Genomic DNA, 18568 nt, shown 5'->3' with positions numbered 1-18568 from the left:
CCCTGTCGGCGGGATTGCCGGGAGGCTCTGGGCTTTCGCCCGTCGGCCTTTCGACATTCACTACGTTAACCGATTCCCCCGCCCGATTCCTAATCGGGCTCCGGAGGTTCGAATTCGGGCATGCGGGCACGCCAAAATCGACCCCGTTGAGGGTGTTTCGTAGGTAGTGGGTTGGCCGCTCCGGCTGCTGACTGCGCAGTACCCGGTTCAGCGGCTCGGGCCACGTTACGCGCCTCGCCTAGGCGCGTCAACTTGAGCGGCGCCTCGGGACATGGGCCCGATAGGGGCTCACCGTGGGGTCGTTGGCGATCCAGTAGCGCCAGGGGTGGATGTCGCCGTTGCCGCCGTCACCCGCAACGCCGGTGCGCGGGCCGTTGCGTACCTGGTCGGAGGGAACGGGTGTGCCGGTGAGGATCCTCAGGGGTGTCTCGCCGGAGGCGCACGCGTCCGTGCCGTCGAGGGCTCGGTCCACGTCAAGGGCGGTGGCCAGGCGGGCCGGGCCTTTGGCCAGTTCCTTGTCGTTGCGGGCCGAGAGTCGACGTTTGCGGGCAAGCTCGGCGCCCTCGACGATCTCGCCGGCGCGCAGCAGGACCGCGCATGCCTGGCCGTCGGGGCCGCACACCAGGTTCATGCAGTGCCACATGCCGTAGGTGAAGTAGACGTAGATGTGCCCGGGGGGACCGAACATCACGTCATTGCGGGGTGTGCGCCCGCGGTAGGCGTGGGAGCCGGGGTCGTTCGGGCCGTCGTAGGCCTCGACCTCCGTGAGACGCAGGGCGATCGGACCGTCCGGGGTGGTGCGTACGAGGATGCGGCCCAGGAGGTCGGGGGCGACTTCGAGGACGGGGCGGTCGAAGAAGTCCCGGGGCAGGGGCGTACGGTCGGGGGTCGCGATCATGCCGTCCGAGGGTAGTGCAGACGGGGGGTCGCAACGGGGTGGTCAGGGGGCGTGCGGCTTGCCAGGGTGAGAGCGCGGAACCGGCCACGGCCGGATCGCGTTTGTAGGGATCAGGGATCCACTCTGAGAAGAGGAGAGTCATGGCGTTCAAGAAGCTGCTCGCGAGCCTGGGGGCCGGCGGTGCTTCGGTCGAGACGGTGCTGACCGAGGTCAACGTCGTTCCGGGCGGTGTCGTCCAGGGCGAGGTGCGGATTCAGGGCGGGTCCGTCAGCCAGAACATCGAGGGCCTGTCCGTGGGGCTTCAGGCGCGTGTCGAGGTCGAGGGCCAGGACTCGGAGTACAAGCAGGACATCGAGTTCACGAAGATGCAGCTCGGTGGTGCCTTCGAGCTGCAGCCGGGCGCTGTGCACGCGGTGCCGTTCGGGCTGGAGATCCCGTGGGAGACGCCGGTCACCACGATCGACGGTCAGACGCTGCGTGGCATGAACATCGGTGTGAGCACAGAGCTGGCGATCGCTCGGGCCGTGGACTCCACCGACCTGGACCCGATCAACGTGCATCCGCTGCCCGCGCAGAAGGCGATCCTCGATGCCTTCATCCAGCTGGGCTTCCGCTTCAAGAGCGCGGACATGGAGCGCGGTCACATCCGCGGTACCCGGCAGAAGCTGCCGTTCTACCAGGAGATCGAGTTCTTCCCGCCGCAGCAGTACCGCGGGATCAACCAGGTCGAGCTGAGCTTCGTCGCGGACGAGCACACGATGGACGTCGTCCTGGAGATGGACAAGAAGCCGGGGCTGTTCAGCGAGGGCAGTGACACCTTCCGGTCGTTCCAGGTGAGCCTGAACGACTTCCACGGGACCGACTGGGCGGCGTACCTCAACCAGTGGCTGTCCGAGGTCGGCAGCAAGCGCAACTGGTTCTAGGCTCGGAACTGCTGATTCCACTGTTTCGTCAGGAGGTATCGAAGTGACCGAGCTCAAGAGGCGGCCGCTGCCGCACGACTTCCATCCGCCCGTGCCGTCCTTCACGGTCGCGAGCGAGGACGTCGAGCAGGGCGGGACCCTCAAGGACGCTCAGGTCTACGCGGCCGGCAACACCTCACCGCAGCTGCGCTGGGAGGGCTTCCCGGCCGAGACCAAGAGCTTCGCCGTGACCTGCTACGACCCGGACGCCCCTACGGGGAGCGGGTTCTGGCACTGGGTCGTCTTCGACATCCCGGCCTCGGTGACCGAGCTGCCGGCGGGGGCGGGCAGCGGCAAGTTCGAGGGGCTTCCGGAGGGTGCCGTCCAGGCTCGTAACGACTACGGGTCGAAGGACTTCGGTGGCGCCGCACCGCCTGCCGGGGACGGACCGCACCGCTATGTGTTCACGGTGTACGCCGTGGATCAGGAGAAGCTCGGTCCGGATTCGGACGCCAGCCCGGCCGTCGTCGGGTTCAATCTGCGGTTCAAGGCGATCGCGCGTGCGCATGTGATCGGTGAGTACGAGGTGCCCGCCGAAGCCTGACGTTCATGGAACGTTTGCCCGCCCCTGGTCATGGAAGTGATCGGGGGCGGGCATTTTTTATTTCGTTGTCCATCTCGGCGTGCCCGGCCAGAGTTGATCCCAGTCCGCCAGGGGGTGGGCAGGTGCGCACGGGAGGTGGGCTGCAATGCGGGACACGCTGGTACTGAACGCGAGCTTCGAGCCGCTGTCGACGGTGACGTTGAATCGAGCCGTCGTTCTGGTGCTTCAGGACAAGGCCGTCGTCGAGCAGGCCCACCCCGAACTGCGTATGCGTGGAGCCGAGGTGGACATACCGGCGCCCCGGGTGATCAGGCTGTGCAGGTACGTACGGGTGCCGTTCCGAAGACAAGCGCCGTGGTCGAGGCGGGGTGTTCTGGTGCGGGACCGGCACCGGTGCGCGTACTGCGGGCGCAGGGCCACGACGGTGGACCATGTGGTGCCGAAGTCGCGGGGTGGGCAGGACACGTGGCTGAATACGGTCGCCTCGTGTGCGGAGGACAATCATCGGAAGGCCGACCGGACGCCTGAGCAGGCGGGTATGCCGTTGCTTCGGGAGCCGTTCGAGCCCACTCCCGCCGATGCGATGCTGCTGGCGTTGGGGGCCGATGACTTTGCGGCGCTGCCGGATTGGCTGGCGATGGATGCGGCGTAGCTAATCGCCGTTGGGTCTTGGGTTGTTCGTTGGCTGCGGGCTGTGCGTGGCTGGTCGCGCAGTTCCCCGCGCCCCTGGCGGCACTGGGGCCCGCCTTCTTTGAGAAGGCGGGCCCCTTTGTCGTACGGCAATCCGCGTCAGTCGATCGACGGCTTCTCTCGGCGTTCCGATCCCGAACCGCCGTTGCCTGAACCGCCGCCCAGGCCGCCCAGGTTGCCCATGGCGCCGGAGAGGCCCTTGAGGGCGTCGCCGATTTCGCTGGGGACGATCCAGAGCTTGTTGGCGTCGCCCTCGGCGATCTTCGGGAGCATCTGGAGGTACTGGTAGGAGAGGAGCTTCTGGTCCGGGTCGCCGGCGTGGATGGCCTCGAAGACCGTGCGGACCGCCTGGGCCTCGCCTTCCGCGCGCAGGGCGGCGGCCTTGGCTTCACCTTCGGCGCGGAGGATCTGGGACTGCTTCTCACCTTCGGCGGTGAGGATGGCGGCCTGGCGCGTACCTTCGGCGGTGAGGATCGCGGCGCGCTTGTCACGGTCGGCGCGCATCTGCTTCTCCATCGAGTCCTGGATGGAGGTGGGCGGTTCGATCGCCTTCAGCTCGACTCGGTTGACGCGGATGCCCCACTTGCCGGTGGCCTCGTCGAGGACGCCGCGCAGGGCCGCGTTGATCTCCTCGCGGGAGGTCAGGGTGCGTTCGAGGTCCATGCCGCCGATGATGTTGCGGAGCGTGGTGACCGTGAGCTGCTCGATCGCCTGGATGTAGCTGGCGACTTCGTAGGTGGCGGCGCGGGCGTCGGTCACCTGGTAGTAGATGACGGTGTCGATGTTCACGACCAGGTTGTCCTGGGTGATCACCGGCTGCGGCGGGAACGGCACAACCTGTTCACGCAGGTCGATGCGGTTGCGGATGGTGTCGATGAAAGGGACCACGATGTTGAGGCCCGCGTTGAGTGTCCGCGTGTAGCGGCCGAAGCGCTCGACGATGGCGGCGCTCGCCTGCGGGATGACCTGAATCGTCTTGATCAGGGCGATGAAGACCAACACCACCAGAATGATCAGGACGATGATGACCGGTTCCATCGTCGTTCCCCGTACCCCTTCTCCGCTGCGGCAACTTCGGCAGATCTTATGTTTGTTGAAGATCTTGCTGGTCGAGTCTGACAGACCGTCGCGTACCCCGTGGCGCGTTCGGGCCAGTTACGTCGTGCGAGGTCACGGTGCGAGGTCACATGACGATGGCCGTGGCCCCCTCGATGTCCACGACGTCCACTTCCTGGCCCACCTCGTAGGCGCGTTCGGTGTCGAGGGAGCGGGCCGACCAGACCTCTCCGGCGAGCTTGATCCGGCCGCCTGAGGCATCGACGCGCTCCAGTACGACGGCCTGTTTGCCCTTCAACGCATCGATGCCGGTGGCGAGTTGGGGCCGTTGTGCCCGATGCCGGTTCGCGATGGGACGTACGACGGCGATGAGTGCGGTCGAGATGACGACGAAGGCAATGACCTGGATGACGGCATCACCGCCGAAGATGCCGGCGACCACCGCGGCCGCGACGGCGCCCACCGCCAGCATGCCGAGTTCGGGCATCGCGGTGACCACGAGCCCGATGCCGAGCGCTGCCGCGCCGATCAACCACCAAACCCACGCGTCGATTTCCACCTGGTCATCGTATGACCGCGGGCCCTGTCGCCGACAGGGCGCCGATCAGTTTGAAGGCCGTTCTTACCGGTACTTCGCGGGGTGAAGGGCAGAGTCAGGAGAGAGGGAGGCCCTGTGCGGTCCAGCGCTCGCCGACCTGCTCGACGACGAGGGGGAGGCCGAAGCAGAGAGAGAGGTTGCGGGAGGTGAGTTCGAGCTCCATGGGACCGGCGGCGAGAACCTTGCCCTGACGGATCATCAGGACGTGGGTGAAGCCCGGGGGGATCTCCTCGACGTGGTGGGTGACCATGAGCATCGACGGGGCGATCGGGTCGCGGGCGAGGCGGCCGAGTCGGCGGACGAGGTCCTCGCGGCCGCCGAGGTCGAGGCCGGCGGCGGGCTCGTCGAGGAGGAGCAGCTCCGGGTCGGCCATCAGGGCGCGGGAGATCAGGGTGCGCTTGCGCTCGCCCTCGGAGAGGGTGCCGAACTTCCGGTCCAGGTAGTCGCTCATGCCGAGGCGGTCGAGGAAGGCACGGGCGCGCTGCTCGTCGATCTCCTCGTAGTCCTCGTTCCAGGTGGCGGTCATGCCGTAGGCCGCGGTCAGCACGGTCTGCAGGACCGTCTGGCGCTTGGGCAGCTTCTCGGTCATGGCGATGCCGGCCACGCCGATGCGCGGGCGCAGCTCGAAGACGTCGGTGCCGGGCTTGCCGAGGGTCTCGCCGAGGATGGTGGCGGTGCCCTTGGTCGGGTAGAGGTAGCTGGACGCGACGTTCAGGAGGGTGGTCTTGCCGGCTCCGTTCGGGCCGAGGATGACCCAGCGCTCGCCCTCCTTGACCGACCAGGAGACCTGGTCCACCAGAGCCCGGCCCTCACGGACCACGGATACGTCCTGAAGCTCCAGAACATCGCTCATGAGCGCGTTGTCTCCCCTTGCAGTGTGACCGGTGTCGCAGTGTGACCGGTATCGGCGTCTCGGCGGCTAGGCGTCTCGGTGGTCGCGTGCGCCGGTGGGCGCAGCCCTCAACGAAATCTACGCCACCGGTCCACCGCTTCATTCCATCGGTCCTGTCCTTAGGGTGGAGGCATGCTCTCGGAACCACGTTCAGGACGCCTTGCCGCATGGGGAAATGCCCTTTTGGCCGGACTTGTCTCACCGGATGACGCTGTGCACGAGATCGTCGGGGACGACGCGGTGCACCGGGTGGAGGGGCTGCCCGGTGAGTCGGCGCCCGTCGGGCTCACGCTGGCGCTGGGTCGGCTGCGGGCACTGGGGGCGACGGGGCTGCGGATCGCGCTGCCCGCGCCCGGGCATCCGCTGGGATTGAGCGGGCCTCCGGAGTTCAACGCGCGGGCGATGGACGCCGAGGAGGCGGTGGTCTGTCACGGCGCCGCGTTCGGGCTGGTGCCGGAGGTGTACGAGGCCGGGCCCGACGGTGATGTACACGTCGAGGTCGTCTGGCATGTGCTGCCGGTGCGGGAGGCGCCGCCCGCGGATGTGCCGTCGCTGGGTGAGGCCGAGCGGGAGCTGGCGGAGGCGCTGCGGGACGCCACCGCGGTGTTGTCGCGGCTGGATGTCGCCGGGTCGGGGCCGGTGGCGGAGGCGGCGATCGATGCGTATCGGGCGCGGGCCGAGCGGGGGCGGGAAGCTTTGGCCCCGGGGTATCCGCCCCGGGCGGTGCGGGTGCTGGAGCTGGCTCAGCGGGTGGGGCTGCTGGTGTCGCTGGCGCACGAGAATGGGCACGGGGGTGCGGTGAGCTCCGCCGAGATGGGGGCGCGGGCGGAGGCGTTGCGGCCGGTGGAGCGGGTCGCCAGGCGGGCGCAGGTCGCTGCGTACAACTCCGTTGTGGAGGAGCGGGAGCGGGGGGTTCGGTGAGCGTCGGTTCTCAGTCGCCGACGGTGCAGTGAGCGTGCCTGAGGGCTCTGGCCCCAGACCCCCGTGTCGGCCCTGAACGGGCATCGTCCTCAAACGCCGGACGGCTGGGATTGCCTGGACCGGCACTGAGGAGGCCCGTGACCTGCGTCAAACGCAGACCGGCCTCCCGAGGAAGCCGGGAGGCCGGAGGTCACTGCCTGGTTTGGGGGGTCGTCACTCGTTGACGGCCAGGTTGCCGAAGGCGTCGTTCATGACGCCGACGACGTTCACGGTGTTGCCCGAGTCGTTGAGCGCGACGCGGACCGGGGCCTGGATGACGTTGCCGGAGACAACGCCCGGGGAGCCCACGGCCTCGCCGTTGGCCTGCCCGCCGTCAGTGGCGGAGGCCATTCCGGCGCCGGCGACCAGCAGGCCACCCGCCACCATCGTCACGGCCGCTGCCTTCTTCAGGTTCTTCACTTCTAAGCCCTCCTTGCGACTGCCGCGGCAGTCGCCGCAGCACGCACTGGAGAACGGCGGAGATCCACGAAGGATGCGCCATCTGGGGGACATTCCCACGACGGTATGAATCTCAGTCCGGAGCGGAACCCTCCGAATTGCCGAGCGTCATGTCCTGCGGAGAACGTTTCAGCCGGTCACGCCATGGCGTACGGCCCACAGTGCGGCCTGTGTGCGGTCCGCGAGGTCGAGCTTCATCAGGATGTTCGAGACGTGGGTCTTGACGGTCTTCTCCGACAGGACGAGGGCTCTGGCTATCTCGCGGTTCGAGCGGCCGTCCGCGATCAGGCCGAGCACCTCGCGCTCCCGCTCCGTCAGTGAACCCCCTCTCCCCTGCCCGGAGTTGGCCTCCTCCTGGGACAGCAGGGCGCCCGCGACCTCGGGCTGGAGCAGGATGTGGCCGGCGTGGACCGAGCGAATGGCTCCGGCGAGGGCGTCCGGGTCCACGTCCTTGTAGACGTAACCGGCGGCGCCCGCGCGCAGGGCCGGGATCACCGTGCGCTGCTCGGTGAAGCTGGTGACGATCAGCACGCGCGCGGGGTTGTCCAGTTCGCGGAGCTTGCGCAGGGCGTCGACACCGTCCATGCCGGGCATCTTGACGTCCATCAGCACGACGTCCGGCTTCAGTTCCTCCGCGCGGGCCACTCCCTCGGCGCCGTCGGCCGCCTCGCCCACGACCTCGATGTCGTCCTGCACTTCGAGGAAGGTGCGCAGGCCCCGGCGGACGACCTGGTGGTCGTCGACGAGCAGCACCCTGATTGCGTCAGCCACCGGGGACCTCCATCTCGATCGTGGTGCCCTTGCCGGGCGCCGATTCCACGGTCAGCGCGCCGCCGACCCCGCTCGCGCGGTCCCGCATGGAGACCAGGCCGAGGTGGCGTCCGGCGCGGCGTATCGACTTCGGGTCGAAGCCGTTGCCGTCGTCCGTGACCCGTAGGACGGCTCCGCCGCCGCGCCGGTCCAGCGTCACGTCGACGTGTTCGGCCCCGGAGTGCCGCAGGGCGTTGTGCAGGGCCTCCTGGGCGACGCGCAGCACGGCCTCCTCCTGAGAGGAGGGCAGGGCCTTCACACCGCGGCCTGCGAAGGTCACGCGTGCGGTGTGGGCGCGGTCCAGGACCTGGATCTGGGTGCGCAGGGTGGCGACCAGGCCGTCCTCGTCGAGGGCGGCGGGGCGCAACTCGACGACCGCGGCGCGCAGTTCGTCGGCGGCCTCCGCCGCGAGCGCGGCGACCTGGTGCAGCTCGCCCTTGGCGCGGGACGGGTCGCGGTCGATCAGGGCGGTGGCCGCCTGGGCCGTCAGACGCAGGGAGAACAGCTTCTGGCTGACCGCGTCGTGCAGTTCGTGGGCGAGGCGTGAGCGCTCCTCGGCGATCGTCAGCTCGCGGCTGCGCTCGTAGAGGCGGGCGTTGGTGAGGGCGATCGCGGCGTGCTGGGCGAGGATGGAGAGGAGTTCCTCGTCCTCGGCGGTGAAGCCGCAACTTCCTTCTGGTTTCGGGCAGTTCTTGTTCGCGAGGAACAGGGCGCCGATGACCTCGTCGCCGTCGCGGATCGGCAGGCCCAGGAAGTCCGACATGTCGGGGTGCGCCGACGGCCAGCCCTCGAAGCGGGGGTCCTTGCGGACGTCGGCGAGGCGCTCGATCTTGGCCTCCTGGAGCATCGCGGCGAGGATGCCGTGCTGGCGGGGCAGCGGGCCGATGGCCTTCCACTGCGCGTCGCTGACACCGTCGACCACGAACTGGGCGAAGCCGCCGTGGTCGTCCGGCACGCCGAGGGCGGCGTACTGCGCGTCGAGCAGCTCGCGGGCCGAGGCGACGATCGTCTTGAGGACGTCGCGCACCTCCAAATGCCTGCTCATGGCCAGCAACGCGGAGCTCACCGCGGCTAGGCCGGACCTGGGGCCTTGACTCATGCCCTCACCGTACCGGCGGGGTGTGACAGCCGGATCGGACCTGTGGCGGCGGCCGGCTGGGGCGGGGGACCTAGGCCTGTGGTCGCAGGTGCGGGGGCGTAGGGCGAAAGGCCCCCGGTGTGCGGCGTAGGTCGAAGGGCCCCGCGACTTTGCGGCCCGCGTCCGAGGCGGGGTCCGCGTCCCGGTTCCTACGTTGAGGGCATCGCCGATCGGAGGCGGTCTTGGACGAGGGGACGGTTGTCATGCCGGTAGCGATCATCACGGGGGCCTCCAAGGGGCTGGGGCGGGCGCTCGCCGAAGGGCTGGCCGCGCGGGGCTGGGATCTGGTGCTGGACGCCAGAACGGCGGCGACCCTGGAGGAGACGGCGTCCGGGCTCCGGGAACTGCACGGCGCGCGCGTGACGGCCGTGCCGGGGGACGTCACGGACGCGGGGCACCTGGCCGAGCTGGTGGCGGCCGCATGGCAGCTGGGCGGCCTCGACCTGCTGGTGAACAATGCCAGCGCGCTGGGCGCGGAGCCGCTCGTACGGCTGAACGCGCTGCCGCCGGAGGGGCTGCGGCGGGCGCTGGAGGTGAACGTGATCGCCGCGCTGGCCCTCGTCCAGGAGGCGCTGCCGCTGCTGCGGGCGTCCGGGGAGGGAGCCGTGATCACGTTGAGCTCGGACGCGGCCGCCGAGGCGTACGAGACGTGGGGCGGGTACGGGGCGTCGAAGGCCGCGCTGGACCATCTCGCGGCGGTGCTCGGCGCGGAGGAGCCCGGGCTGCGGGTCTGGGCGGTCGACCCCGGGGACATGGCCACGGACCTGTACGCGGCGGCCGTACCGGACGACGAGGATCCGCGGCCGGCGCCGGCCAGTGTGGTGCCGGCCTTCCTGCGACTGCTGGACGAGCGTCCGGCGAGCGGGCGCTACGGGGCTCCCTCGCTGCTGGAGGGGCGGCGATGACGCTGGCGGTGAGGGTGCCGGAGGAACTGTCCGCCCGGGTGCCGGCCGAGCAGCGTGGGCCGGGGCTGGACCGGGATGCCGTACGGCTAATGGTGTCGCGGGGCAGCGAGGTGTCGCATCACGCGTTCGGTGAGCTGCCGCTGCTGCTGCGGGCCGGGGATCTGCTGGTCGTCAACACGTCGGAGACGCTGGCCGCGGCCGTGGACGGGTGGGTCGGGCACGCGCGCGTGGTGGTGCACTTCTCCACGCGCGGGGACGACGGGCGGTGGGCGGTGGAGCTGCGGGATCCCGATGAGCGGGGGACCACGCGCGCGCGGGCGGGCGGGCCCGCGGGGGTAGAGGTCCGGCTGCCGGGTGGGTTCCGGCTGGTGCTGGAGGAGCCGCTGAGTGCGCGGAGCGCGCGGCTGTGGTGGGCGCGGGTGACCGCGTCCCGGAAGGGGGCGGGTGAGGACGCCCAGGCGGCGGCAGGGGTGCTCTGGCTGATGCGTGAGCACGGGCGGCCGATTCGGTACTCGTACACGGAGCGGGACCAGCCGTTGTCGGCGTACCAGACGGTGTTCGCGCTGCCGTCGGCCGACGGTGCGGGCAGTGCGGAGATGCCGAGCGCGGCGCGGCCCTTCACGGTGCGGATGGTGACGGAGCTGGTGAGCCGGGGTGTGCAGTTCGCGCCGATCACGCTGCACACCGGGGTGGCCTCGGCCGAGGCGCACGAGCCGCCATATCCGGAGCGGTTCGCGGTGCCGGAGGCGTCGGCCCGGCTGATCAACGCGGTCAGGGCGGGGGACGGCCGGGTCGTCGCGGTCGGGACGACGGCCGTGCGGGCGGTGGAGTCGGCGACGGACGCCGACGGGCTCGTACGCGCGCGTGAAGGGTGGACGGATCTCGTCGTCACCCCGGAGCGCGGGGTCCGGGTGGTGGACGGGCTGCTGACCGGGCTGCACGAGCCGGAGGCCTCGCATCTGCTGATGCTGGAGGCGGTCGCGGGGGGAGCCGCGATCGACCGCGGGTACGAGGCGGCGCTACGGGAGCTCTACCTGTGGCACGAGTTCGGCGACGTGCATCTCATCCTGCCGTCGGAGAACCCTCACACAGAGCATTGCGCCAGCAACTCCTGGTGAGACTGTTACGGGGCCGCTGTGAGCCCGCACATAGGGCGCAGGTCACGTACGAAAGTCCGTAGTAGTCACTGCCGTCCCTTTTGAGCGGCGCAGACAGTCCTGTCTGTCCTATTTTGCCCTTCACGGGTCCACTATCGAGGATCGTACGTCACACCTTTGCCACGCAATTTTGCGGCCGCTAAGAATGGCTCTCGTCGCTCAGCGCCGCGGGTTCCGCCCGCGGCGTTTGTGCCGGAAGCACCCGTGTCCCCCGCCGGACAGCGAGCGACCTCCGCGCTATTCGAAGAGGTCCATCTGCCATGCTCAAGAACACCAAGAACCGTGGTCTCGGTCGTGCCATTACCAAGCGTCAGAAGATCGCGATCGCCGGTGTCACCACCCTCGGTGCCGCCGCCCTGGCCATCTCCGCGGTACCCGGCAACGCCCAGACGACCACGGCCGAAGCCCCCACGGGCAAGGTGGCCTACAGCAACGAGCAGATCAAGGACGTCAAGGGCAGCGTCACCGACCAGCTGGCCCGCGACAGCGTGAAGGCCGAGGAGATGTCGGCCAAGCACAAGGCCGCCGTGGCCGCCGCCAAGCACCGCGCCGCCGAAGCCGCCGCCAAGCACCGGGCCGCCAAGGCCACCGCCGCCAAGAAGAAGGCCGAGGCGGAGCGCAAGGCGAAGGAGGCCGCCAGCCGGTCCGCCAAGCGCATACAGGTCAAGCCGGTCGCGGCCAAGACCTACGCCAACAACCTCGACGGCTGGATCCGTGAGGCGCTGGACATCATGAAGAAGCACAACATCCCGGGCACCTACGACGGCCTGTACCGCAACACCATGCGGGAGTCCTCGGGCAACCCGAACGCCATCAACAACTGGGACATAAACGCCCAGAACGGCATCCCGTCGATCGGTCTGCTCCAGGTCATCAAGCCGACCTTCGACGCCTACCACGTCCCGGGCACGGCCTTCAGCCAGTACGACCCGGTCGCCAACCTGACCGCCGCCGCCAACTACGCGGCCGACCGGTACGGCTCGATCGACAACGTCAACAGCGCGTACTGAGCGAGGTAGACGCGGGCCTCTCATCCGTACGCCGAAGGGCGGCACCCTCCTGACGAGGTGCCGCCCTTCGGGCGTCGTACGGCCTAGACCGGCCGTACGACAGGGACTACTTGCGCATGACCTCGGGCTCGTGCCGGCGCAGAAAGCGGGCCACGAAGAAGCCGCAGATCACGCCGAGGGCGATCAGGGCGAGCATGTCCATGGTCCAGGCGCCGACGGTGTGCTCCCAGAGCGGGTCGTTGCTCTCGCCCTTGTCCGGCGGGCTGATCTTGTTGAAGTCCAGCGTGGCACCCGCGGCGCCCACCGCCCAGCGCGACGGCATCAGATACGAGATCTGGTTGGCGCCGATCGAGCCGTTCAGGGCGAAGAGGCAGCCGGTGAACACGACCTGGATGATCGCGAACATGACCAGCAGCGGCATGGTCTTCTCTGCCGTCTTCACCAGCGCCGAGATGATCAGGCCGAACATCATCGAGCTGAAGCCCAGCGCCATGATCGGCAGCGACAGCTCCAGGAGCGTCAGGTTGCCGAGGACCAGGCCCTCCTCCGGGATCTCCCGGCTGGCGAAGCCGATGACGCCGACCATCAGGCCCTGCAGCACGGTGATGAAGCCGAGCACGAAGACCTTGGACATCAGGTACGCGGAGCGGGACAGGCCGGTCGCGCGTTCCCGCTCGTAGATCACCCGTTCCTTGATCAGCTCACGGACGGAGTTCGCGGCGCCGGCGAAGCAGGCGCCGACCGCGAGGATCAGCAGGACGGTGGTGGCCGTGCCGTTCGGGATGATGCGGCCGGTGGCGTTGGCCGGGTTCGGCAGCAGGCCCTTGCCCGAGTCGATGAGCAGGCTCACCGCGCCGAGGACGGCCGGCAGGATCACCATCAGGGCGAGGAAGCCCTTGTCGGACGCGATCACCGACGTGTAGCGGCGCACCAGGGTGATGAACTGCGACATCCAGCCCTGCGGCTTCGGCGGCTTCATCGCCTGCATCGGCGGCATCTGTACGGACTGCGCCGCGATCGCGTCGATGTCCGCGGCGTACATCTGGTAGTGCTGCGAGCCCTTCCAGCGTCCCGCCCAGTCGTAGTCGCGGTAGTTCTCGAAGGCGGAGAAGACGTCGGCCCAGGTGTCGTAGCCGAAGAAGTTCAGTGCCTCCTCGGGCGGGCCGAAGTACGCCACGGCACCGCCCGGCGCCATCACCAGGAGCTTGTCGCACAGCGCCAGCTCGGCCACCGAGTGAGTGACGACGAGGACCGTGCGGCCGTCGTCGGCGAGGCCGCGCAGCAGCTGCATGACGTCGCGGTCCATGCCCGGGTCGAGGCCCGACGTGGGCTCGTCCAGGAAGATCAGGGACGGCTTGGTGAGGAGCTCCAGGGCCACCGAGACGCGCTTGCGCTGGCCGCCGGAGAGGGAGGTGACCTTCTTCTCCTTGTGGATGTCGAGCTTCAGCTCGCGCAGCACCTCGTCGATACGCGCGTCGCGCTCGGCGCCGGTGGTGTCCGACGGGAAGCGGAGCTTGGCCGCGTACTTGAGGGCCTTCTTGACGGTCAGCTCCTTGTGCAGGATGTCGTCCTGCGGGACCAGACCGATGCGCTGGCGCAGCTCGGCGAACTGCTTGTAGAGGTTCCGGTTGTCGTAGAGGACGTCGCCCTGGTTGGCGGGCCGGTAGCCGGTGAGCGCCTTGAGCAGGGTCGACTTGCCGGAGCCGGACGGGCCGATGACCGCGATGAGCGACTTCTCCGGCACGCCGAAGGAGACGTCCTTGAGGATCTGCTTGCCGCCGTCGACCGTGACGGTCAGATGGCGGGCCGAGAAGGAGACCTCACCGGTGTCGACGAACTCCTCAAGGCGGTCGCCCACGATCCGGAACGTGGAGTGACCGACACCCACGATGTCGGCGGGGCCCAGCAGCTGCGAGCCGCCCTTGGCGATCGGCTGGCCGTTGACGTAGGTGCCGTTGTGGGAGCCGAGGTCGCGGATCTCCATACGGCCGTCGGGCGTCGAGTGGAACTCGGCGTGGTGCCGGGAGACCTGCAGGTCGGAGACGACCAGCTCGTTCTCCAGGGCACGGCCGATGCGCATCACACGGCCGACCGCGAACTGGTGGAACGTGGTGGGGCTGCGGTCGCCGTAGACCGGCGGCGCCCCCGCGCCACCGCCGGGGCCCTGCTGATGCGGCACCTTCGAGGCGGCCTGTGGCTGCGGCTGCTGCCAGCCGGCCTGCGGGACCTGCTGCTGCGGCTGATGCTGAGCCGGAGCCTGCTGTGCCCAGCCCGGGTTCGCGCCCTGCGCGGCGTACGGCTGCTGTTGCGGCTGGGCCTGCGGCGAGGCGACGGAGGCCGCGGTGCCGGAGAGGTTCAGGCGCGGTCCGTCGGTTCCGTTGCCCAGGTGCACGGCCGAGCCGGGGCCGATCTCCAGGTGGTGGATGCGGTGGCCCTGCACGAACGTGCCATTGGTGCTGCCGTGGTCCTCCAGGACCCAACTGCGGCCGCTCCAGCTGATCGTGGCGTGCCGCCAGGACACCCTGGCGTCGTCGAACACGATGTCACCCTGCGGATCGCGTCCGAGGGTGTAGGACCTGGACGGATCAAGCGTCCAGGTCCTTCCGTTGAATTCCAGTACGAGTTCCGGCACTCCATGCCCCACTGAGTAGTCCCCCGAGTTACCCCCAACACAGGGAGTCTAGGGATGTCGAACATCGTCGGGAACTATTTCAGGCTCCGCCCCCTGACTGAAAGTCGGGCCTTATGACTAGCACGCGCAGACGCTTCGACTGGTTCCGTTGACGGGGTTGAAACCAGCCCGGAGAGTGGTAATCCACGCGAGGGGGACATGCGCGGCGAGCCGGCCGCGCGGCGGATCGGGGGGTCTGCATGAGCGCGTCCACGAACGTCGAGAGCGCGAGGCACGGCACGCGGCTGCCGTGGGGAGGCATCCTGCTGTCCGCGATCGCCTCCGTGAGCTGGGCGTTGATCGGGATGGCGGGCACGGCAGCGCTGGGACTGCATCTGCTGGGGGCGGACACCGCGAGCTCCCTGGGCCCGATGACCGCGGCGGTGGTGGCCCTTGGGGCGGGTGGTTCCGTCACACCGTCCGGTGACGTGTCCGCTTTCGGATTGACGGGCGCGGAGGCGGCGACTGCCATCGAGATCACGCCACTCGGCGTGAGCCTAGTCGGCGCGGTCCTTTTGTCCTGGTTCTTCCTACGGTCCCTGCGCAGCGCGGGAGTTGTGATCGCACCGGCCGAACTCCTCGCACGCGCGGGCGCGGTGGTCGCGGTGTTCGTGGCGACGCTGGGCGGGCTGGCCTGGGCCGGGCACGACGTCATCACCATCGACGGGAGCTCGCTGGGCCTCGACGACCTGCCGGGAGGCGGCGGGGGCGGCGGCGGTATCGAGATCCCCGGCCTCGGCGACGTCGGGGACATCGGCGGGCTGCTGCCCGACCAGATCGGCGACCTCATCGACGCGAAGGCGGCGGTCGGCTTCACCGTGGACACGGCACCGACCCTGCTCGGTGGCCTGGGCTGGTCCGCCGGCATCCTGCTGATCGCCCTGCTGGCCTCGCGCCACACCCCGCTGCCACGCGGCTGGGACGCCGTGCACCGTGTCGTACGGCCCGCCGCGTCCGCTCTCGTCACGGTGCTGCTGGTCGCGGTCGCGGCCGGGCTCGCGGCTGCGGCGTACGCGGCGATCGGCGACGACCACCCCAAGCGCATCGCGGGCGCCGCCCTGCTGGGTGCCCCGAACGGCGTGTGGCTCGGCATCCCGATCGGCCTGTTCGTACCGTTCGACGGCCGGGCCACGGGGGTGCTGGCGGGCCTGCTGCCGGATCCGCTGGACGACCTGCTGAACAGTGGGGAGGACCAGTCCGTGACGTTGGGCAGGCTGGCGGAGCTGGACGGGCGGGTGTGGCTGCTGGGCGTCGCGGCGGCGGTGATGATGCTGCTCGCGGGGGTGCTTACGGCTGTGCGGACGCCGGTGGTGCATGGGGGCGTACGGGATCCGGGAGCCCTTCGTTTCGCCGGGCGGTGTGCGCTGCGGCTCGGCGTCGCCACGGCGTTGGCGCTGCCGTTGCTCGCGTGGCTGACCGAGGTGTCCGTGGATGCCTCGCTGTCGGTGCTGGGCTTCGACGCGTTCGGCGCCGGGGTGCGGCTTGCGGGGAACCTCGGGATGGCGCTGGTCCTCGGGGCGGCGTGGGGCGCGGGTGCGGGTGCCGTGGGAGCGGCGCTGGCCCGGGCTACCGGGGCCGCGGGGCAGCGGGCGACTGCGGCGGCACGGGGCGAGGTGGCCCTGGGGGCGAGGCCGGATGCCGCGGGAGTGACGGGCGGTGCGGGTACGGCGGCCACGGCGGCGGAGGGTGCCGGGGCCGCGTCGTACGCGAGCGGGTCCGGGCCGTACGCGCCCGGCACGCCGTACCGGCCACCGAACCCGGCGACGAACCCCTACCTGCACGTACCGGACGAACTGCGTGAGCCGGAGGACGCGCGTCCGCCGGGCGCGGACCGGCCTTCCGGGGGCGCGGGGGCGCCCGGTGGGGCGCGGGGAGCCGACGGGAGGGGGGAGCACGACGCAGAGCGGGGACGCGACGCGAGGTCGAGGCGCGATGCGTGGTCGGGAGGTGACGGGCGGTCGGGACGCGATGAAGCACGGCGGCCCGGTGACCGGCAGTCCGGTGAGCCGCCGCGCGGTGCGCCGCGGTCCGGTGGCCCGCAGGCCGGCAGCCCTCAGCACGGTGAGCCGCCACGCGATGCCCCACAGGCCGGCGCCCCTCAGGCCGGTCAGCAGCCGTCCGATCAGCCGCCCGCCGAGTCGCCGCCCCCCGGCGGCAGCGACATGTACGGCGCGCCTACGGTCGCCCGGCCGATCGGGCCGCTTCCGAGGCCGTCCCGGCCTTCTCGGCGGCGTGGGAACCGGTCGTCGTCCGGGGCGGACGAAGGACCGATGCCTCCGCCACCGCCACCACCACCGGCTCCTCCCCCGCCGCCGGGGAAACCGAAGGGCCGCTCATGATCCACGAGCGGGGGCGGCGGGGCGCGGCGTCCGACGTCCGGCTTCAGTGGGTGACCTGGGCTGGGTAAGCGGCTGGGCCCACAGGTGCCGCAGTGTCGTTTCACAGCTACTGGTGCTGCCGTGGCCCGAACGTAAGGCTCCCGCCACCCGTGCGACACCCAGTGTTCCGTGTCCGCTAGACGGACCTCAGGGGCGCCAGGCACTGAGTGCCGGATACGGTGGAGGCACCATGAGCGCTTCGCAGACCTCCGACACCCCCACACTTCTCGTCAAGATCTTCGGGAAGGACAGGCCGGGAATCACGGCCGGCCTCTTCGACACGCTGGCCGCCTACTCCGTCGACGTGGTCGACATCGAGCAGGTCGTCACCCGTGGCCGGATCACGCTGTGCGCGCTCGTGACGCAGCCTCCCGCCGGGACGGAGGGGGACCTGCGGGCGACCGTCCACAGCTGGGCGGAGTCGATGAGGATGCAGGCGGAGATCATCTCCGGCCTGGGCGACAACCGGCCGCGTGGCGTCGGACGCTCCCTGGTGACCGTGCTCGGACATCCGCTCACCGCCGAGGCGACGGCCGCGATCGCTGCCCGGATCACCAAGTCCGGCGCCAACATCGACCGTATCTTCCGACTCGCCAAGTACCCCGTGACGGCCGTGGAGTTCGCGGTGTCCGGTGTGGCGACCGAGCCGCTGCGCACCGCGCTGGTGACCGAGGCGGCGGCACTGGGTGTCGACGTCGCCGTCGTCGCCGCCGGACTGCACCGGCGCGCCCAGCGGCTCGTCGTGATGGACGTGGACTCCACTCTCATCCAGGACGAGGTGATCGAGCTCTTCGCCGCGCACGCCGGCTGCGAGGACAAGGTGGCCGAGGTGACGGCGGCCGCGATGCGCGGGGAGCTGGACTTCGAGCAGTCCTTGCACGCGCGCGTGGCGCTGTTGGAGGGGCTGGACGCCTCGGTGGTGGAGAAGGTGCGCAGCGAGGTGCGGCTGACACCGGGTGCGCGCACGCTGATCCGTACGCTGAAGCGGCTCGGCTACCAAGTGGGGGTCGTCTCGGGTGGGTTCACGCAGGTCACCGATGATCTGAAGGAGCGGCTCGGGCTCGACTTCGCCCAGGCCAACACCCTGGAGATCGTCGACGGCAAGCTCACCGGCAAGGTGACCGGGGAGATCGTGGACCGGGCGGGCAAGGCACGGCTGCTGCGCCGGTTCGCAGCCGAGGCGGGGGTTCCGCTGTCCCAGACGGTGGCGATCGGCGACGGCGCCAACGATCTGGACATGCTCAACGCGGCCGGGCTCGGTGTCGCCTTCAACGCCAAGCCGGTGGTGCGGGAGGCCGCGCACACGGCCGTGAACGTGCCGTTCCTGGACACCGTCCTGTATCTGCTCGGCGTCACCCGCGAAGAGGTCGAAGCGGCCGACATGCACGACGAGGACTGACGGTCCCGCACCTGTTCGGCCCACATGCACAGGGGCCCGGC

17 protein-coding genes are annotated in these 18568 nt (G+C 70.0%); 9 read left to right on the top strand and 8 right to left on the bottom strand.

Annotated features, from left to right (window positions below):
* Window positions 1-247 precede the first annotated feature (247 nt).
* Window positions 248-898 (bottom strand): DNA-3-methyladenine glycosylase, encoded by a 651-nt coding sequence (locus POF73_RS33980; protein WP_272122917.1) that lies wholly within the window; start codon window positions 896-898, stop codon window positions 248-250.
* A 140-nt stretch (window positions 899-1038) separates the two neighbouring features.
* Here POF73_RS33980 and POF73_RS33975 point away from each other — a divergent pair, with 140 nt between their 5' ends.
* The 3 genes from POF73_RS33975 to POF73_RS33965 all read left to right on the top strand — a co-directional run bounded on the left by POF73_RS33975 (window position 1039) and on the right by POF73_RS33965 (window position 3056).
* On the top strand, window positions 1039-1821 hold the full coding sequence (locus POF73_RS33975; RefSeq protein ID WP_272122916.1) for a sporulation protein: 783 nt from the start codon (window positions 1039-1041) through the stop codon (window positions 1819-1821).
* A 43-nt stretch (window positions 1822-1864) separates the two neighbouring features.
* Entirely contained in the window at window positions 1865-2404 is a 540-nt protein-coding gene (locus POF73_RS33970; RefSeq protein WP_272122915.1) for a YbhB/YbcL family Raf kinase inhibitor-like protein, read from the top strand.
* 145 nt (window positions 2405-2549) lie between these two features.
* On the top strand, window positions 2550-3056 hold the full coding sequence (locus POF73_RS33965) for an HNH endonuclease (protein ID WP_272122914.1): 507 nt from the start codon (window positions 2550-2552) through the stop codon (window positions 3054-3056).
* Window positions 3057-3193: 137 nt separating this feature from the next.
* Here POF73_RS33965 and POF73_RS33960 read toward each other — a convergent pair whose 3' ends face one another.
* The 3 genes from POF73_RS33960 to POF73_RS33950 form a co-directional block, all read right to left on the bottom strand.
* Window positions 3194-4132, bottom strand: coding sequence for an SPFH domain-containing protein (locus POF73_RS33960; protein ID WP_272122913.1), 939 nt, complete (start codon window positions 4130-4132; stop codon window positions 3194-3196).
* 145 nt (window positions 4133-4277) lie between these two features.
* Complete coding sequence (locus tag POF73_RS33955) at window positions 4278-4709, bottom strand: NfeD family protein (RefSeq protein ID WP_272122912.1); 432 nt, start codon at window positions 4707-4709, stop codon at window positions 4278-4280.
* A 94-nt stretch (window positions 4710-4803) separates the two neighbouring features.
* Complete coding sequence (locus tag POF73_RS33950; RefSeq protein ID WP_272122910.1) at window positions 4804-5601, bottom strand: ABC transporter ATP-binding protein; 798 nt, start codon at window positions 5599-5601, stop codon at window positions 4804-4806.
* Between the two features lie 171 nt (window positions 5602-5772).
* Between POF73_RS33950 and POF73_RS33945 the strand changes: the two genes are divergently transcribed.
* Entirely contained in the window at window positions 5773-6561 is a 789-nt protein-coding gene (locus POF73_RS33945) for a hypothetical protein (protein WP_272122909.1), read from the top strand.
* A gap of 213 nt (window positions 6562-6774) precedes the next feature.
* On the opposite strand, the gene POF73_RS33940 is transcribed toward POF73_RS33945, so the two are convergent.
* The 3 genes from POF73_RS33940 to POF73_RS33930 all read right to left on the bottom strand — a co-directional run bounded on the left by POF73_RS33940 (window position 6775) and on the right by POF73_RS33930 (window position 8968).
* On the bottom strand, window positions 6775-7020 hold the full coding sequence (locus tag POF73_RS33940) for a chaplin (protein WP_272122907.1): 246 nt from the start codon (window positions 7018-7020) through the stop codon (window positions 6775-6777).
* A 168-nt stretch (window positions 7021-7188) separates the two neighbouring features.
* Window positions 7189-7830 carry a response regulator gene (locus POF73_RS33935; RefSeq protein ID WP_062701235.1) on the bottom strand — a complete coding sequence of 214 codons (642 nt, stop codon included), beginning with the start codon at window positions 7828-7830 and terminating at the stop codon, window positions 7189-7191.
* Entirely contained in the window at window positions 7823-8968 is a 1146-nt protein-coding gene (locus POF73_RS33930; protein WP_272122903.1) for a GAF domain-containing sensor histidine kinase, read from the bottom strand. Before POF73_RS33930 ends, POF73_RS33935 begins: the two co-directional genes overlap by 8 nt.
* Before the next feature lie 242 nt (window positions 8969-9210).
* Between POF73_RS33930 and POF73_RS33925 the strand changes: the two genes are divergently transcribed.
* The 3 genes from POF73_RS33925 (at window position 9211) to POF73_RS33915 (ending at window position 12079) form a co-directional block, all read left to right on the top strand.
* Window positions 9211-9912: an SDR family NAD(P)-dependent oxidoreductase gene (locus tag POF73_RS33925; RefSeq protein ID WP_272122901.1), complete on the top strand. Its 702-nt coding sequence runs from the start codon at window positions 9211-9213 to the stop codon at window positions 9910-9912.
* On the top strand, window positions 9909-11030 hold the full coding sequence (locus POF73_RS33920) for an S-adenosylmethionine:tRNA ribosyltransferase-isomerase (RefSeq protein WP_272122899.1): 1122 nt from the start codon (window positions 9909-9911) through the stop codon (window positions 11028-11030). Before POF73_RS33925 ends, POF73_RS33920 begins: the two co-directional genes overlap by 4 nt.
* Window positions 11031-11329: 299 nt before the next feature.
* Window positions 11330-12079, top strand: a complete 750-nt coding sequence (locus POF73_RS33915) for a transglycosylase SLT domain-containing protein (RefSeq protein WP_272122897.1) — start codon at window positions 11330-11332, stop codon at window positions 12077-12079.
* Window positions 12080-12185: 106 nt separating this feature from the next.
* Here POF73_RS33915 and POF73_RS33910 read toward each other — a convergent pair whose 3' ends face one another.
* Window positions 12186-14711, bottom strand: a complete 2526-nt coding sequence (locus POF73_RS33910; RefSeq protein WP_272122895.1) for an ABC transporter ATP-binding protein/permease — start codon at window positions 14709-14711, stop codon at window positions 12186-12188.
* 239 nt (window positions 14712-14950) lie between these two features.
* On the opposite strand from POF73_RS33910, the gene POF73_RS33905 reads away from it, so the two are divergent.
* Window positions 14951-17089, top strand: coding sequence for a streptophobe family protein (locus POF73_RS33905; protein WP_272122893.1), 2139 nt, complete (start codon window positions 14951-14953; stop codon window positions 17087-17089).
* Window positions 17090-17318: 229 nt separating this feature from the next.
* Entirely contained in the window at window positions 17319-18527 is a 1209-nt protein-coding gene (serB, locus tag POF73_RS33900) for a phosphoserine phosphatase SerB (RefSeq protein ID WP_272122891.1), read from the top strand.
* The last annotated feature ends 41 nt before the right edge of the window (window positions 18528-18568 follow it).

The sequence above is a fragment of the Streptomyces sp. HD genome (assembly GCF_028369295.1).
In the GTDB taxonomy this organism is placed as follows: domain Bacteria; phylum Actinomycetota; class Actinomycetes; order Streptomycetales; family Streptomycetaceae; genus Streptomyces.
The sequence above is the reverse complement of the archived record's forward strand: the minus strand, read 5'-3'. Positions and strand labels throughout refer to the sequence as shown.